The sequence below is a fragment of the Deltaproteobacteria bacterium HGW-Deltaproteobacteria-18 genome (assembly GCA_002841885.1).
Taxonomy (GTDB): domain Bacteria; phylum Desulfobacterota; class Desulfovibrionia; order Desulfovibrionales; family Desulfomicrobiaceae; genus Desulfomicrobium.
In genome coordinates, this window is sequence record PHBE01000006.1 from 52,578 (window position 1) to 69,400 (window position 16,823).

General features: G+C 59.8%; 12 protein-coding genes. 1 reads left to right on the top strand and 11 read right to left on the bottom strand.

The window, feature by feature from the left end:
* Nucleotides 1-40 precede the first annotated feature (40 nt).
* Nucleotides 41-2,977 (top strand): hypothetical protein, encoded by a 2,937-nt coding sequence (locus tag CVU60_06550; GenBank protein ID PKN42349.1) that lies wholly within the window; start codon nt 41-43, stop codon nt 2,975-2,977.
* On the opposite strand, the gene CVU60_06555 is transcribed toward CVU60_06550, so the two are convergent.
* The 11 genes from CVU60_06555 to CVU60_06605 all read right to left on the bottom strand — a co-directional run bounded on the left by CVU60_06555 (nt 2,957) and on the right by CVU60_06605 (nt 16,823).
* The gene (locus CVU60_06555; protein PKN42427.1) at nt 2,957-4,579 is read right to left on the bottom strand and encodes a radical SAM protein; all 1,623 of its coding nucleotides are present in this window, start codon (nt 4,577-4,579) and stop codon (nt 2,957-2,959) included. The genes CVU60_06550 and CVU60_06555 overlap by 21 nt on opposite strands.
* 81 nt (nt 4,580-4,660) lie before the next feature.
* Nucleotides 4,661-5,911 (bottom strand): cell division protein FtsZ, encoded by a 1,251-nt coding sequence (locus CVU60_06560; GenBank protein ID PKN42350.1) that lies wholly within the window; start codon nt 5,909-5,911, stop codon nt 4,661-4,663.
* Between the two features lie 58 nt (nt 5,912-5,969).
* Nucleotides 5,970-7,199: a cell division protein FtsA gene (ftsA, locus tag CVU60_06565; GenBank protein ID PKN42351.1), complete on the bottom strand. Its 1,230-nt coding sequence runs from the start codon at nt 7,197-7,199 to the stop codon at nt 5,970-5,972.
* Between the two features lie 39 nt (nt 7,200-7,238).
* Nucleotides 7,239-8,129, bottom strand: a complete 891-nt coding sequence (locus CVU60_06570) for a hypothetical protein (protein PKN42352.1) — start codon at nt 8,127-8,129, stop codon at nt 7,239-7,241.
* Nucleotides 8,081-9,457 (bottom strand): UDP-N-acetylmuramate--L-alanine ligase, encoded by a 1,377-nt coding sequence (locus tag CVU60_06575; protein PKN42428.1) that lies wholly within the window; start codon nt 9,455-9,457, stop codon nt 8,081-8,083. Before CVU60_06575 ends, CVU60_06570 begins: the two co-directional genes overlap by 49 nt.
* A 2-nt stretch (nt 9,458-9,459) precedes the next feature.
* Nucleotides 9,460-10,551: an undecaprenyldiphospho-muramoylpentapeptide beta-N-acetylglucosaminyltransferase gene (gene murG, locus CVU60_06580; GenBank protein PKN42353.1), complete on the bottom strand. Its 1,092-nt coding sequence runs from the start codon at nt 10,549-10,551 to the stop codon at nt 9,460-9,462.
* Nucleotides 10,548-11,669: a putative lipid II flippase FtsW gene (ftsW, locus tag CVU60_06585; protein ID PKN42429.1), complete on the bottom strand. Its 1,122-nt coding sequence runs from the start codon at nt 11,667-11,669 to the stop codon at nt 10,548-10,550. Before ftsW ends, murG begins: the two co-directional genes overlap by 4 nt.
* Entirely contained in the window at nt 11,666-12,958 is a 1,293-nt protein-coding gene (locus tag CVU60_06590; protein ID PKN42354.1) for a UDP-N-acetylmuramoylalanine--D-glutamate ligase, read from the bottom strand. Before CVU60_06590 ends, ftsW begins: the two co-directional genes overlap by 4 nt.
* A 6-nt stretch (nt 12,959-12,964) precedes the next feature.
* Nucleotides 12,965-14,041, bottom strand: a complete 1,077-nt coding sequence (locus CVU60_06595) for a phospho-N-acetylmuramoyl-pentapeptide-transferase (protein ID PKN42355.1) — start codon at nt 14,039-14,041, stop codon at nt 12,965-12,967.
* Nucleotides 14,038-15,396, bottom strand: a complete 1,359-nt coding sequence (locus CVU60_06600) for a hypothetical protein (GenBank protein PKN42356.1) — start codon at nt 15,394-15,396, stop codon at nt 14,038-14,040. Before CVU60_06600 ends, CVU60_06595 begins: the two co-directional genes overlap by 4 nt.
* Nucleotides 15,393-16,823: a UDP-N-acetylmuramoyl-L-alanyl-D-glutamate--2,6-diaminopimelate ligase gene (locus CVU60_06605; protein ID PKN42357.1), complete on the bottom strand. Its 1,431-nt coding sequence runs from the start codon at nt 16,821-16,823 to the stop codon at nt 15,393-15,395. The genes CVU60_06600 and CVU60_06605 overlap by 4 nt, the downstream gene beginning before the upstream one ends.

A 16,823-nucleotide genomic window follows, 5' to 3' on the forward strand; every position in this document is an offset into this window, starting at 1 on the left:
ATACTACTTGAATTATGTATTACAAAATATCAAGAACTCCATGCGAACTCTGATTTTTATACTCGCGTTGCTACTCCTTCCGCAACCAGCCCCTGCCATCCAGGATATCCCCCTTGATGTCAGCAAGTTGGACATTTCCATGGAGCGCAACAGCCGCAACAGTGTCATCGCCACCGCCCAGGATTCCAAAGGCTATATCTGGATGGCTTCCATCCGGGGACTGCACGTGTATGACGGCCGATCGGTCCGGCCCGTACTCGATGACGTGTTGCAGGGACACAATATTCGAGACATGCGGATCGACGACAATGACGTCCTGTGGCTGGGCACCAATTCAGGCGTGCTGTCCTATCCCTTGGCGACACAAGCCCCGCGCTGGTACACGACAAGCCATACTCCCGCCGGGCTCTCAACCTCGACCGTCAACATCATCCACAAGGATCAAAAGGGCTCCCTCTGGGCTGGAACAGGAAACGGAGGACTGCATCGTTACGAACCGTCCTTCGACAGATTCGAAATGGTCGACATCATTCCGCCAGACCCGGGAAAACCTTGGACGGTCTTCGATATCACCGAGAATGCCCAGCGGGACATGTGGCTGGCCACGGGGCAGGGAGTGCTCCGCCTGACCGGCAACCGGGGGCCGGCCAAGGTCATCCCCCTGCCAACAGGCGAGCCCTACTCCGCCAAGAAACTCACCTTTGACGGCGCGGGCAACCTTTGGGTCAGTCTGCTGCACAACGGCCTCTGGATCCTGCCGGCGCACGCTGCGCGGCAAGAGCTTGTACCCGTAAACGACATCACGGAAGACTATATTCTCGATCTCTACACCGACAGCAACGGCGATGTCTGGATTTCAACCTCCAGTGGCCTCTTCCGCTACGCATTCCGTCAGGACACCATCTTTCGCCACCCCTTCCGCATACCCGATTCGCGCAGCAAAACATCGTTCCATATCGCGTCCATCACGGAAACAAAGGGCAGGATGCTGTGGATCGGAACTTACAATCACGGGGTGCTGCACAGGCCGGTCTATCCCGGCGCAAAACTGCTCGAACTCAAGATCAGGGGCCAAAGCGAACCGTTGATCAATGCAAACATCGTCTGTACGTTGAACCCTGTGGACTCCCGCATCTATGTCGCCCTCAAGGACGGTGGGCTGTATCGCTCCGCACCCCTGAATCCGGACCAGCTATCCTTGTCGACCAGCCTTGAAATCGAACCTTTTCTCGACACGCAAAGAGTCCGCGCCCTGGTCTGGACCTCTGACAATGCCCTTCTCTGCGGCGCCCAAAACGCCCTTATGCGCTTCACTTCCGACGGCAGAACGGATCATTTACAGCTCGTCTTTGACGACACCGATCCATCACTTCTGAACGAGTATATCCGACACATCGTTCCCATGAATGACGGACGGATATGGGTCTCCAACACTGCCGAACTCTATTCCTGGCATCCCGGCGACCAACGCATGCGCAAAGAGACGACCTTCCCCAAGCAGGGGGGAGGTGCGCCTCTCATGCAGTCCGGCGCTGAACTCTGGGTCGGTCATGGAGACACGATCCAAAAGATCGATACCCGATCCGGGCTCAAGACCCTTTTTTCACTCCCCGCCCCGACAAAGGAGGGAGAACTTCAGTTCATCAAATGCATGCTCAAAACCGGGCCGGAGGAATTGCTGGTAGGGACGACGAACCAGTTGCTGCGTTACAATCTGACATCAGGGCTTGCCACACCCGTACACACGGTTGAAAATGAAGCGTTACCAAGCGTGCTTTCACTCTGGGACGACAAGGGCAAAGGCATCTGGCTGCATACCCAGTCAAAAATCTTTCACCTCCCGGCCGGATCAAACCAGGCGCAGGAGATGGCCATCGGCGCGCCACATCCCGCTTCCAGCATCACTGCGGCGCCTTTCGCCCTTGGCCAGATGCTCGTTTACGGACATTCCGACGGCTTGCTGCTCGTCGATCCGCAAAAACTCCTCTCAAGGCCACCCACGCTGCCCAAAATTTCCGATATCCGCGTTTTCGACCGCAAGGTGCCCGCCACTCCCTTGGGACGGATGCCCGAAGCCCTTGAACTTGATCATCTCCAGAATTTTCTGACCTTCACCTTCGCCATTCCGGAAGTCAGCGCCCTCAGCCCGCCAAGGTTTGTCTACAAGCTGGAGGGCGTGGATGCCGGATGGACAGATTCCGACGGGCAAACCTCGGCCAGCTACGCGCACTTGCAACCGGGCCGTTACGTGTTCCATCTCAAGGACGGCATCAACGGCCCCGTCACCGAGTCCATGAGCATCACCATCCTTCCGCCCTGGTGGCTGACCCTTTGGGCCAAGACAGGCTACGCGCTGGTGCTCGTGTGCACCTTTCTGCTCTCTTCGCTTCTCTTTGCGCGACTGCAGACCACGCGCATCCGCAAGGACATGCTCGAAAACCTGGTCATGCAGGATCCGCTGACGGGAATACCCAACAGGCGTAAATTCCAGGAAGTGCTCGTGGCCGAGAAAAGCCGCTGCAAGCGCAGCAACCACCAGATATCGGTGCTCATGATCGACATTGATTTTTTCAAGGGATTCAATGACCGCTTCGGCCATCAGGCCGGCGACATGGCCCTGCGCAGCGTCGCTCAAACCTTGAACGCGACGCTCAAAAGGCCGGAGGATTTCGTGGCCAGATACGGCGGGGAAGAATTTGTGGTGGTGCTGCCAAGCACCAGTCGCGGCGGGGCGGAGCGTGTGGCACAGAAAATTCAGCAGGCCCTTTTCCTGGCCAACATCCCCTATCCAGGCTCACCCCTTTCGGACAGGATCACGGTAAGTCTCGGCATTTCGACATTCAGCCCGCAAACCGACCTGCACATCGATTCGGGGCTTTTTTCGGCGGACCAGGCCCTCTACCAGGCCAAACGCAACGGACGGAACTGCTTCTTCTACAAGGACCACTGCCTGGCCCTAACTCCCGTGCGGCAATGACAGGAAGCGATCCATCCCGCAGGCTCTGCACTCGGGGCAGGACTCGGGGCAGGGGGGACTGACCATCCCGTGTTTGTACTTGGTCCACTCCGAATACAAAAATTTTCTTGAAACTCCGATATCCAGACGTTCCCAGGGAAACACGCTGTCCCGGTCGAGGGGTCGGGCAAACACCTGTCGCACCATTTCGTCGAATTCCTTGACGGCTTCGGCTAGGCCTATTTCGGCCGCCCGTTCCAGACAGGGAAAAATTTCCTCTCCTCCCCGGGCCAGAAACATCTGCACCCGCGCCTGACCGGGGTTCTCTCCCGCGAAACGCATGCCCTTGAAGCGCCCGACAGCGCCCTTGAAACGCTTCATGGCCTTCTTGAACCAGTCCTCGTCCGGTATGGTCGCCCACTGCAGGGGAGTCCAGGCCTTGGGCACAAGGCAGCTTACCGACAGGGAGACAAGCTCGACTCCCTTCTTGCGGTTGCCCTGCCCCAGCCTCCTGGCCTCTTCAATGCGACCCAGGAAGGATTCGAATTCAGCCCAGTCATCCTCATTCTCATCCGGCCAGCCCGTGATCATGTAAAGTTTCAGGGTGTTGAACTGCAAACGACTGATGCGCGTCACGGCTTCCAGAAAAGCCTCTTCCGAGAAATGCTTGTTCATGGCCTGACGCAGGCGGCGACTCGCCCCCTCCAGGGCCAGAGTCACGGAACGGGTGCCGGTATGGCGAAGAAATCCGAGCAACTCATCGGTCAAGCCGTCGGCACGCAGCGAAGACAGCGAAAATTTGATCTTGCGATCCTGCAACCAGCGCAAGAAGGGCAACAGGTCCTGCCAGTCGGTCAGGGCCGTTCCCACCAGCCCCACTTTTTGCGGAGCGCAACGCGTCACGATTTCCTGCAGGGTCTCCAGTTCGGCATGACGGGGAGGCTTGTAGATGCTGCCTGCCGCGCAGAAACGGCAACCGTAGGGACAGCCCCGGTTGACTTCCAAGAGCAACATGTCCCGAAACTGGGCCTCGGAACTGACAAAACAGGAATAAGCCGGATCATGCAGCTTCCTGGACCCGGACGTATCGACAAGCCTGCGCACGGGTTCAAGGCTTTTGCCGGGAACCAGCATTCCGGGCAGTCTGGCGATATCCTCCAGCGCCGCAGTCTTCTCCCCGCCGGCGTTCCAGGCTTTTGCAAGTGCATCCATGACGGCCGAAAGCCCGGCTTCTGCCTCGCCGACAAAAATCCCGTCCAGCGCCGGCATGAGCGGAAACGGGTTGAGAAATGCCACTGGTCCACCTGCAAGGATCATGGGCCAGGAATTACGTTCTTCGGCTCTGACGGGAATGTCGGCATCCTGCAGGAGGCGTATTGCGGTGGGAAAATCGCCTTCGAAGTTGAGGCTGAAAAGAACAAGGGGGAAGAGGCCCAGGTCGCGTCCGGAGTCAACGGACCTGGGCCTCGGAGAAGTGGGATCCCAGAAGAAACGTTCAACGGCCAACTCCTCGCGACTTGCGAGCAGTCGATAGACAACCTGCCAGCCCAGAGTGGAGAGTCCGTGCCGAGCGGCTTCCGGAAAAACCAGAGCCACGGGCAGGCGTCCTCCCCATTCCTTCAGCTTTGGGACTGCTCGGCCTAGATAGAGCTCGGACACAGTTCCCTCCTCGGGCGGGGTGACACGTCGGGGAGACAGATAATTCTAGTCTGCCTGCATTCTGATGAATGACGGAATTTCAAATTCCTCCTCTTCGAACAGGAACTCGGCGTCGTCGCCTCCGTTCACTATTTTGCGAACCTCATGCCGCTTTTCTTCCGCACCGGGTTGGGTCTTGGCCCGGATATAGGCGGGAACGCTGAGATCGGCGCTCTCGTTGACCGTAATTTTACGGGTGCGCGGCCTGATGAAGGAGCCTTCGTTTTCAGCTCCGAGTCGGTTCGCAGCCGGGTTCGCGGCGAAAGGCGTGACCTTGGTTCCCTTTTCAAGGGGCGCGTTTCCGTCCTGGATGCCGGTGGCGATGACGGTGATGCGCATTTCATCCACGCAATTCATGTCGAAGACCGTACCAAAGTAGATCTTGGCATCCTCGTGAGCGGCTTCATGCACAATGCTGGCGGCTTCGCTGACTTCTTCGATGGTCAGATCCGGACCGCAGGTGATGTTCATGAGCACGCCGCGAGCGCCGTCGATGGTCACGTCTTCGAGCAGCGGGCTGGTGATGGCCTTGAGCGCCGCTTCGCGGGCTCTGCCGTCGCCGGAAGCGATGCCGGTGCCCATCATGGCCAGACCCATCTCTTCCATGACCGCCTTCACGTCGGCGAAGTCGAGGTTGATGAGGCCGGGGACCATGATCAGGTCGGAAATGCCCTTCACGGCGTGAAAAAGGACTTCGTCGGCCTTGCCCAGCATGTCCACGAATGAGGCCTTCTTGGACGCCAGGGTCAGCAGGCGGTCGTTGGGGATGGTAATGATGCTGTCGACGATCTCGCGAAGCTCCTTGATCCCGCGTTCGGCCTGCTGTTGCCGGCGCTTGCCTTCAAAAAAGAAAGGCTTGGTGACAACGGCCACGGTCAGCGCGCCCATGTCCTTGGCCACCTGAGCGATGACCGGAGCCGCGCCCGTGCCCGTGCCGCCGCCCATTCCGGCGGTGACGAAGACCATGTCGCAGTCGCCCAGGATGTCCCTGATCTGCGCCTGGCTCTCAAGAGCTGCGTCCCGGCCCATGTCCGGATTCGCACCGGCGCCGAGACCCTTGGTCAGCTTGTCGCCGAGCTGGATCTTGTATTCGGCCTGGGAATGCTTCAGGGCCTGCATGTCTGTGTTGGCCGCGATGAAGGTCACGCCCTGCATGGCGGCCTTGATCATGTTGTTCACCGCGTTGCCGCCTCCGCCACCCACTCCGATGACTTTGATCAAAGCATTGTCTTCGCGTTCAATTTCCAGGAAATCCATACTTCCCCCCACGTTGTTCGTTGTTCCGTTCTCCGTTTTCCCGTTCCCTGCAAACCCGTCAGCTGATGTCCACGAACCACTTTTTCATCCGCGCCAGGATGGAATGAAAGATGTTCTTGTCGCGGATGCGGATCTTGCTGTCCCGCCCGTGCTTTTCCGCGCCATAGAGAAGCAGCCCCACCGCCGTGGCATACGTCGGGCTGTCCACCACATCCTTGAGTCCGCCCACTCCGGCAGGCGAACCCGTCCTGGTCGGCAGGTTGAAGACCTGCTCCGCCAATTCCTGAATCCCTTCGATGCGGGAAGCGCCGCCGGTCAGCACCACTCCCGCGCCAATAAGTTTTTTGTACCCGGAGCGGATCAGCTCCTGGTCAACCAGTGCAAGCAATTCCTCCATGCGCGGTTCGCAGATCTCCGCCAGGACCTGTCTGGTCAGCTTGCGCGGCTCACGGCCCCCGACGCTCGGCACCTCGATGATCTCGTCCTTCTTGACCAATTCGGCGAGCGCGCAGCCGTACTTGATCTTGATCTTCTCGGCGGCCTGGGTCGGCGTGCGCAGACCAAAGGCTATGTCGTTGGTCAGGTTGGTCCCGCCAAGGGCGATGACCCCGGTGTGCTTGATGGAATTGCCGTGAAAAATTGCGATGTCCGAGGTGCCGCCACCTATGTCCACCAGCGCGACGCCGATCTCCCGTTCCTCGTCGGTCAGCACGGCCTTGGACGAGGCGAATGCCTCAAGCACGATGTCTTCGACGTCGAGCCCCGACTTGTGGCAGCTCTTGACGATGTTCTGTGCGCTGGTCACCGCTCCGGTGACTATGTGCACCTTCACCTCAAGCCTCACCCCGGCCATGCCCAGAGGGTCGGCGATGCCTGTCTGGTCGTCGACGATGTACTCCTGGGGCAGGATGTGGATGACCTCGCGGTCGAGCGGAATGGCCACGGCCTTGGCCGCGTCGATGACCCGCTCGATGTCACGCGCCGTGACCTCACCGCCCTTGACCGCGATGACGCCATGGCTGTTGAAGCCCTTGATGTGGCTGCCCGCGATCCCGGCGTACACGGCGCGGATCTCGCAGCCGGCCATGAGCTCGGCTTCTTCGAGGGCTTTCTTGATGGACTGCACGGTCTGTTCGATGTTGACGACCACGCCCTTCCTGAGGCCCGTGGAGGGGCTGGTGCCGATGCCGATGATATCCACCAGCGAGTCCGTCCCCACCTCACCCACAACGGTACATATCTTTGTCGTTCCGATGTCCAGACCGACGATCAATTCAGACTTGGCCATACTTCCCCTCATCTCCCGGCTCTGGCCGGCATGCGTTCCCTAGAGTGTTTGATCGGCATCTAGCCTGATCCATGCCCGACCGGGCATGACAAACATGAATTCGGTGCGATCCAGTTCGCCCCGGTGCCCCAAATCCGCCCAAACCTTGGTCAGGCTTTTCAGCGCGGCATCCAGATCCGCGCCATCCAACTGCACGAGCACCCGTGGTTTCTCCAAAAATATGCTGAACTGATCCGCGCTGTCCTGCCGCAGCCAGGCAATCTGGCTCATGCCGAAAGGCAGAGAGTTCCGGGCAACCTCGTCCAAAAGCGTCCTGATCCCGTTTCCGACCTGCACGCCCTCTTCCGTTTCCAGTATAGGGAGCGAAATGAACTTTTCCACGCTCACGGGCGCTATGGTTTGCCCATTGACGTCCGCATAGAAGAGCAGCTCGTCGTGACGCATCAGGAAGGCGGGTTCACGCTCCTTCACCTCGATGACCAGTCCGTCGGGCAGAACCCTGGTCACGGCCACGCTCTCCACCCATTCACTTGCGGCGATGCGGCGCTGCACCTCCGCGATATTGATGCTCAAGACATTCGATCCCGTGCTGACCCCGCCCATCTCGGCGATCTCTTCGGGGCCGAGCCGCTGGGAACCTTCAATCCGCAGGTTGGTGAGCGCAAAAAATTCATGGGCCGTGACCCATCTGTAGGCAAAGAGAATCCCGAAGCTGACCACACCCACGGCTGCAATACCCAATGTCCAGCGCGTCAGGACGAAAACCGTACGTCCCAGGCCAAGAAAGAAGCCGCCAAGCACCGCGCCCTTGTCAACGGGCTGCCTGCGCTCCTTGCGCCGGGGTACGTTCCGGCGAATCTTCTTGCCCAGAACCGCCGTGCTCACGAATCCCCCGCTCCTTCGTCCAGATAGCCCTGGCCTACTGTCCAGATGCTGCCCGCACCCAGTGTCAAAAACAGGTCGCCTTCGTGCAGGATCTCGCCAAGGGCGGCCTGCATGGCGCCAAAATCCTCGAAAAATCGCACCGGCGTGCTGGTCACCTGCCGTATGGCCTGAGCCAGACTCTGCCCGCTGACTCCCGGGATGGGGGATTCGCTGGCCGGATAGATCTCCGTCAGCAGCAACTGGTCAACCCCTGCGAACACCTTGGAAAAATCGCCGAACAATGCTTGCGTCCTGCTGAACCTGTGCGGCTGGAAGGCCACCACGAGGCGTTTTTGCGGATAGCATAGCCTTGCGGTTTCAATGGTCGCGGCGATTTCCGTGGGATGATGGCCGTAGTCGTCAACCACGAGCACTCCGTTCCGCTCACCCTTGTGCTCGAAGCGGCGTCCGACCCCGGCAAAGGCCCCAAGGCCCTGGATGATGTCCGCCTTCGGCACCTCGGCCTCCATGGCCACGCCGATGGCGGCCAGGGCATTGAGCACATTGTGCCGGCCGGGATGAGTCAGGGACACCTCGCCCCAGAATTCGCCCCGGCGATAGACATTGAATCGCGATCCCGCTTCGCAGGTGATGATCTCGGCGCGCAGATCGTTTTCCTCACCGAATCCGTAGGTCATGACCGGACGGCGGACCCTGGACAGAATCGATTGCACGCCCTTGTCATCACCGCAGACCACGTTCAGTCCGTAAAAAGGCACGCTGTTCATGAATTCGACAAAGCTGTCCCGGATTTCGTCCAGATCCTTGTAGTAATCCAGATGATCCGCATCCACGTTGGTGACGATGGATATTCTCGGCAAAAGGCACAGAAACGACCCGTCGGACTCATCCGCTTCGGCGATGAGATAACGCCCCTGTCCGAGCATGGCGTTGGAACCGTAGGCGTTCAGGCGACCGCCGATGATGACCGTGGGGTCCAGGCGGGCCTCCATGAAAATCGTGGCCAGAAGCGACGTGGTCGTGGTTTTCCCGTGAGTCCCGGCCACGGCCACGCCAACCTTCAGGCGCATCAGCTCGGCCAGCATTTCAGCGCGCGGGATGATGGGCACACCATGAGCCCTGGCTTCCTCCAGCTCCGGATTGTCGTCGCGCACGGCAGTGGAGCGGACCACGACCTGCGCGTCGCGGACGTTCTTCCTCTCGTGACCGGCGTGAATCGTGGCCCCCAGAGACTCAAGGCGCAATGCCACCGGCCCCTTGACCAGATCCGAACCCGACACTTCGTAGCCAAGGGTCAGCAGCACTTCGGCAATGCCGCTCATGCCTGCGCCGCCGATGCCGACCATGTGTATTCTTCTGATTTTCGATTTCATGTTCACCGTCTGTCACGCCGCGCTTTGCTCGACGCCAAATCCTGCAATTGTGCCACCACCCGGTCTCCGGCATCGGGAATACCCGCTTCGCGGGCCGCCCGGGCCATTCTGGCCAGATTTTCCGGCATTTGAAAAAGATCACCCACCACCGAGGACAAATTCAGTTCATCCAGCTGACGCTGCTGAATGACCAGCGCCGCCCCGACCTTTTCCAGAGAACGAGCGTTCTTGAGCTGGTGGTCGTGGGTTGCATAGGGAAAGGGCACCAGAATGCTCGGCTTTCCCGCCACAGTGAGTTCGGCGATGGTCGTGGCCCCGGCCCGGCAGATCACCAGATCGGCGAAGCTATATGCCTCGTGCATGTCGCTGATGAACGGCTCCACCCGCGCGGCTGGGTATTTTTGGTCGTAAATTTCACGGATGGCCTCGAATTCGTCCTTTCCCGTCTGATGCCAGATACCCAGTCCCAAGGCCTTGAGCCTGTCCAGTTCCTGCACCACGAAGCTATTCAGGGCTGAAGCGCCCTGGCTGCCGCCAACGATCAGGATGTTGCGTCCCTGCATGCGCCGCCCATCCCGCAGGGCGCGAATCTCGGCACGGACGGGATTACCGGTGACAACTGCCTTCTTGCCACCAAAGATCGGACCTTCCATGTCCGCGAAGCTGACCAGGATGCGATCCACGCGCCGCGCCAGAATGCGGTTGGTCACCCCGGGCATGCTGTTCTGCTCGTGAATGGCCGAAGGGATGCCCATCAGGCTTGCCGCCAGCGGGCAGGAAAATCCCGCGTATCCGCCCAGCCCCAGCACCACGTCGGGCCTGAACTCGCGCAAAAGCTTCCAGGCCTTGAACAGGCTGCGCCCCAGCCACAAGGCCGTAGCCGCGCTCTTGATGCCTCGTCCCAGAACTCCCTGAGCCGGCAGGGCCACAAAAGGCAATCCGGCCTTGCGCGCCCACTCTCCTTCAGGTCCGCGCTCCGAGCCCACGAACAGGATCTCGCAATCGGGCACAGCGGCGCGAACGGACTCCGCCACGGCCAGAGCCGGGAAAATATGGCCTCCGGTGCCGCCTGTGGTTAGAATCAAACGCTTCATGCCTTGACCTTGCGTGACAGGTTGAGCAGCACCCCTGTGCAGAAAAATCCGGTAAGCAGGTGGCTGCCGCCATAACTCAAAAACGGCATGGGCACTCCCTTGGGAGGAATGGCGCCCAGGACCACGCCCATGTTCAGGATCCCGCCAACGATCACGATCGCTCCCATGCCGAAAGCGGTGATGCGGTCGTGCATGGATGCCTGGCGGATGCTGATCGCAAGAGTCCGCCACAGGACCACCCCGAGCAGGATGATGATCAGGGAAACGCCCACGAATCCCAGTTCTTCCCCAAGCACGGACATGATGAAGTCATTGTGTGCTTCGGGCAGGAAGAAAAGCTTCTGCTTCCCCTCGCCAAGCCCCTGTCCAAGCCAACCGCCCGACCCCAGTCCGTAAAGGGATTGCACGAGCTGGTATCCAGTATTCTGGGCATCCTGGAACGGGTCCAGAAAGGAAAAGACCCGGCGAAAGCGGTACGGGGAATTGACCACCAACAGCGTCGCCGAGACCAGGGCCAGAACGATGGCCGAGCCCAGAAAAATGATTCGCGTCCCGCCGACCAGGCACATCAGGAAAAGCAGGCCCGCCAGAAACACCGCGCCTCCGAAATCAGGTTGCAGGAGCAGCAGGAAACACAGACTCCCCGTGACCATGATCGGAGGCAGAAAACCCACGCTGAAAGTTTTGATCAGGTCCTGCTTGTTGGCGAAAAAGTAGGACAGATAGAAAACCAGCGCGATCTTGGCGGCTTCCAGCGGCTGAACCGAAAACGGGCCAACCCGGAGCCAGCGGCTTGCTCCGCCTGCAGTGGTACCGAGAGGCGAAAACACGGTCAGCAGAAGAAGTCCCGCCGCCATGAGGATCCAGAGATACGTGTGGCGGTAAAAAAATTCCATGTTCGTGCGGGCCGCAACGGTCAGCACGACGCCTCCGGCGACCATGAACAGCACCTGCTTCCAGAACAGGGCGTATTTGTCGCCGTAAACCTTCTCGGCCATGATTCCGCTTGCGCTGAGGACCATGATGAGCCCAAGCGAGGCCAGGCAGATGACCGCACCCAGAAGGATGACGTCAAAACTCATGAGCTGGCGGGCCGCTTCACGCTGGGTGATCTTCATGACGCCCCCTCCACCCATTCACGCACTGCGCGCTGAAACGTCTTGCCCCGCTCCTTGTAGTTGGCAAAGAGGTCAAAACTGGCCGTGGCCGGAGACAGAAGCACGCATTCTCCGCTGCGGGCGTCGGCGGCGGCCCTGAACAGGGCTTCTTCCAGCGTTGCGTCCCAGCTGATTTCCTTGCCGCAATCACTCCAGGCCTCTTCGAAAATTTCCCGCGACTGCCCGAACAGGTACACCCCACGGACCTTGTCACGCAGCACCGGCAACACCGCTCCAAGATCACCGCCTTTGAACACGCCTCCAGCCAAAAGGCGTACTGGGCGGTCCTGGCTTTCGAGCGCCGCTATCATGGAATCGACGGTCGTGGATTTGGAGTCGTCGATAAAAACGACGCCCTTGTGCTCCGCCACTGCCTCGATACGGTGCGGCAGGGTGGTGAAGCCATCGATTCCGCGCTGCACATCCTCCTGGGAAAGCCCGAAATAGCGGCATGCCAGATAGGCCGCCTCCATGTTTTCCCGGTTGTGCTCGCCGGGCAGGCCCGGACATTCAAAACGGGGACTGGCCACGAAATAGACCCTGCGGCCCTGCGTGAAATTCCGTCTCTCCAGCTCGTCCTTCATGGGCAGCGGCGCCACGGCCAGATCAGACGCAGTCATGCGTGCAAACATGGAGAGCTTCGCACTCAGGTATTCTTCCATGGTCTCATGGTAGTCGAGGTGGTTGGGCGAAAAATTGAGCAACACGCCCACCCGGGGATGAAAGGATGGCGAATTCTGCAACTGAAAACTCGACACCTCGAGCACCAGGATCTCGGCCTGCGCCCCGCTCAGCAGATATTCGGACAGAGGCGTGCCGATATTCCCGCCGGTGAATACCTTTTTCCCGTTGGCTTCGAGAATTCGGCTGATGAGGGTCGTGGTCGTGGTTTTGCCGTTGGTGCCGGTCACCGCGATGATGGGCTCGGACACAAACCAGCTTGCCAGTTCCAGCTCGGAAACCACCTGCACGCCTTCCGGCAGAAGCTTCGCGATTTTGGTGCGGGCTATGCCCGGACTGAGCACGATCAGGTCAGCGCCCGCAAAATGCCTGGGTTCGTGCGCGCCTGCGCAGACCGTGATTCCCATGTCGGCCGGAATCTTGGCTGCGCTTGCCTCGTTCTTCTCAAGCACGCGCACGGACGCACCCATTTTCACCAGAAGACGCGCCGCCGCGATGCCGGAAGCTCCCGCTCCCAGCACTACCGCGGTGTAACCGCGAAGCTGATCTTCATGGATGAATTCGCGCATGCCCTTCTACCTCAACTTGAGTGTTCCCAGAGCCATGACCGCCAGGAGAAGCGACAGAATCCAGAAACGGATGATGATTTTCGACTCGTGCAGGCCTTTCTTCTCGAAATGATGGTGCAAGGGCGCCATGCGAAAGATCCGCTTCCCGCCGCTGACCTTGAAATAACCCACCTGCAGGATCACCGACAGGGTCTCGACCACGAAGAGGCCGCCCACGATGACCAGAAGCAGTTCCTGCTTGCACAGGATGGCGATGAATCCCAGCGTGCCCCCGATGCTCAGGCTGCCCACGTCACCCATGAAGACCTGGGCCGGAAAGGCGTTGAACCACAAAAATCCAAGGCCCGCCCCGACCATGGCCCCGCATATCACGGTGACCTCGCCGACCCCGGCTATGTAGGAGACCTGCAGATAGTTCGAAAGGTTCACATGGCCGGCCACATAGACGAAAAGAGCGAAGCACCCGGCCGAGACCACGGCCGGGCCAATGGCCAGACCGTCCAGGCCGTCTGTCAGGTTGACCCCGTTGGAGGCCCCGATCATGACGAAAAGTCCGAACGGAACGTAAAACCAGGTCAAATCCGGGTTGAAATTCTTGAAGAACGGCACCATGAGCTTGGTCGAATATTCCGGAAACGACACCAGCAGGGAGACCGCTCCGACACTGACGATCAGCTGCCCCAGAAGCTTGATCCTGGGGGAGAGGCCGTCGTTGTGCCTGCGCACGACCTTTATATAGTCGTCGACAAACCCGACCGCTCCGAAACCAAGAAAGACCATCACCGTCAGCCATATGTATTTGTTACTCAGGTCGCTCCACAAAAAAACGCTGAAGAGCATGCAAAACCCGAACAGCAGGCCGCCCATGGTCGGAGTTCCGCTCTTGGCCTGATGATCCGGGCCGCACTCTTTTATGTATTGACCAAACTTCAGCTTGCGCAACCATCTTATGAAGATTGGTCCGATAATTATCGACAGAATAAGCGCTGTCAGCATGGCATAAATGGACCGAAACGTGATGTAACGAAACACGTTGAGCATGCTGACTTGGTCGCTAAGGGGGTACAGCAGATGGTAAATCATGCCCAGCTCCTCTCCAGCGCAGAATAATACTGCTCTATTTTACATCCCCGCGACCCTTTGAAGAGCATGACACCCTGCTCGCAGCGCACTGCGCTCAACGCTTGCAGAACCTCTTCAGCCCCGGACACTTTCCTGAAAACACCCGTGAATCCGCCAAGTCCGGCCTCCACGTCCTGTGCGTGACTCCCCTGAAAAAAACAGTGCGATGCACCCGTACTTGCGATCAATTCGCCAAGTTCGCGATGAGCGCTGGAGCTGATCGGTCCCAGTTCGAGCATGTCGCCAAGTACCAGCACCAGTCGCTTACCCTCGCCAAGACGACCGGCCTCGCGGATGGAGCGGGCCATGGACACCGGATTCGCGTTGTAGGTATCGTCGATGAAGAGCCAGGATCCGACGCGGCTCTGCACGAATCGCTGGGCCACCGGGCTGTAGATCGCCAGTGCGGACTCGATGGCCGCCATGGTCATGCCAAGCTCCATGGCCATGGCTACAACCGCAACCAGGTTTTCCCCGATATGAACGTTGGGCGACACCGTACATCGCAACTCTTCGCCCCTGACGCTCAAGGTATAGGAAATGCCGTCCCTGGTGTTCTCCTGCCGCAGGCATGAATAGTCGGCACTGGCGCCGGATCCGGAAAAGGTCACCAGCTTTTCAATGCGCTTCGCGCTCTGCTGCAATAACTCCGGATAGTCGGCATTGACGCAGGCGAATCCGCCCTTACGGACATGGTCGATCAGGACCGACTTCTGCTCCGCCACTCCGGCCAGGCTGCCGAGCCCTTCAAGATGGCAGGATCCGATGTTGACCAGAAGCGCCGCGTCGGGAGCCAGAATATACCCCAGTTCGTCCATGTCGCCGGAGCGACTGATGCCTAGCTCCAGAACCCAGAAGTCCTCGTCTCCGTACATTTCCAGAATGGACAGGGGCAGACCGATCTGATTGTTCAAATTGCGAAAATTCTTGGTGGTCCGCCCTGCCGCCGACAGCACCTGTGCCAGCATCTCCTTGACCGTGGTCTTGCCGGCCGAACCGCTGACGCCGATGACCCTGGCGCGGGTTCGTTCCCGCCAGACCCTGGCCAACCGGCCCAGCGCCGAGGTCGTGTCACGCACCAGCAGCACCGGCACATCCACATCCAGCGGAGTGCTGGCCACGACGGCACAGGCACCGTTTGCCACCGCCTGTCGTGCGAATTCGTGTCCATCGAGCTTCTGTCCGACGATGCAGAAAAAGAGGTCTCCCTTGCGTACGGCCCGACTGTCGATGCTGACCCGGTTCACGATTGCGTCGTGGCCCTGTTCGATGCTCGCGGCCATGGCGGAGGCGATTTGCTGCAAGGTCATATTCATGACAGGCACTCCCGCACGACCTCGAAGTCCGAAAAATGACGTTTCTCCGTACCGATGATCTGATAGTCCTCATGGCCCTTGCCGGCGATGAGCAGGGCGTCGCCGGGCTGCATGCTCGCAACGGCCAGTGCGATGGCCTTGCGCCGGTCGACCTCGCGCAGGACCTGACGTGCGCTTGCCAGCCCAGGCACGATCTGATCGATGATGGAATCCGGATCTTCGGTGCGAGGATTGTCGGAGGTGACCACGGCCACGTCGGCATGCCGGGCCACAGCCTCACCCATGAGCGGCCGTTTGCCCGCATCGCGATCTCCGCCGCAACCGAACACCGTGACCAGGCGCTTGAAACCCATGGATTTCAGCGCTACCGAAACTTTTTCAAGCGCGTCGGGGGTGTGCGCGTAGTCGATGAAAATACTCAGGTCACGCTCATTGGGCACCCGCTCCAGTCGTCCGGGAGCGCCCGGCGCCTTACTCAGGCAATCGCACTGCGCCGGAGCCAGCCCGAGCAGCAGCCCAGCGCCCACGGCCGAGAGCAGGTTGTAGGCGTTGTGGCGGCCCACCAGCCCTGTGCGCAGTTCCCATTCATCCCCGCCATGGCTCAGCCCGAGAATCATGCCCTGGGGACCGGCGGCAGCGATGCGACACCGCAATTCGGCATCATTTGAATCAAGTCCAAATCCGAGCAGATCGGGGCGCATCTCTTTCAGACGGCGTCCATACTCGTCATCGACATTGACGAGGCCTCTGGCGCAACGTGCCGGGCCATCCAGAAACAGGCGAGCCTTGGCTTCAAAATAGCGCTGCATGTCCCCGTGATAGTCAAGGTGGTCCTGGGTCAGGTTGGTGAACACGCCCACTTCCATGGGCAGTCCGGCGGTGCGCTCCTGGTCCAGGGCGTGGGAGGAAACTTCCATGACCAGATTCTCGACACCGTCGCTGACCATGCGCCCGATGATCCCGTGCAGACTCAGGCAGTCCGGCGTGGTCATGGTCGCCGGGACCTGCGCGCCGGGCCAGGAACAATGCACCGTGCCAATGAGGCCTGTCGTCATGCCATTGTGACTCAGCAGAAAATGGATCAGGTGCGCGGTCGTCGTCTTGCCGTTGGTTCCTGTCACGCCGATGATCCTCGGCAGGCGCGACTGTGTCCCGAACGCCGTGCGGGCCAGCACTCCGAGAGTCTGAGCGGGACTCTGTACCGCTAGACAGGCAACGCCCTCAAGATTGCCTGCATCGACGCCGATGGCATGCACCACCACGCGTGCGCCGCGAGCCACGGCATCATCGATGAACCGTGCACCATCGACCCGAGTGCCTGAGAGTGCCACGAAAACGTCGCCAGGCGTCACCGCACCCGAATGGGTGCGCAGTCCGGCTCCGCCACGAAGCATTTCAAGCACGGTCTCAAGGTTCATCTGGTTCAT

Bases quoted from the DNA above. Each gene is read 5' to 3' on its own strand.
- CVU60_06550 (PKN42349.1), top strand. From the start codon at position 41: ATGCGAACTCTGATTTTTATACTCGCGTTGCTACTCCTTCCGCAACCA.
- ftsA (PKN42351.1), bottom strand. From the start codon at position 7,199: ATGGCCAAGTCTGAATTGATCGTCGGTCTGGACATCGGAACGACAAAG.
- CVU60_06560 (PKN42350.1), bottom strand. From the start codon at position 5,911: ATGGATTTCCTGGAAATTGAACGCGAAGACAATGCTTTGATCAAAGTC.
- ftsW (PKN42429.1), bottom strand. From the start codon at position 11,669: ATGAAGATCACCCAGCGTGAAGCGGCCCGCCAGCTCATGAGTTTTGAC.
- murG (PKN42353.1), bottom strand. From the start codon at position 10,551: ATGAAGCGTTTGATTCTAACCACAGGCGGCACCGGAGGCCATATTTTC.
- CVU60_06590 (PKN42354.1), bottom strand. From the start codon at position 12,958: ATGCGCGAATTCATCCATGAAGATCAGCTTCGCGGTTACACCGCGGTA.
- CVU60_06605 (PKN42357.1), bottom strand. From the start codon at position 16,823: ATGAACCAGATGAACCTTGAGACCGTGCTTGAAATGCTTCGTGGCGGA.
- CVU60_06595 (PKN42355.1), bottom strand. From the start codon at position 14,041: ATGATTTACCATCTGCTGTACCCCCTTAGCGACCAAGTCAGCATGCTC.
- CVU60_06600 (PKN42356.1), bottom strand. From the start codon at position 15,396: ATGAATATGACCTTGCAGCAAATCGCCTCCGCCATGGCCGCGAGCATC.
- CVU60_06575 (PKN42428.1), bottom strand. From the start codon at position 9,457: ATGAAATCGAAAATCAGAAGAATACACATGGTCGGCATCGGCGGCGCA.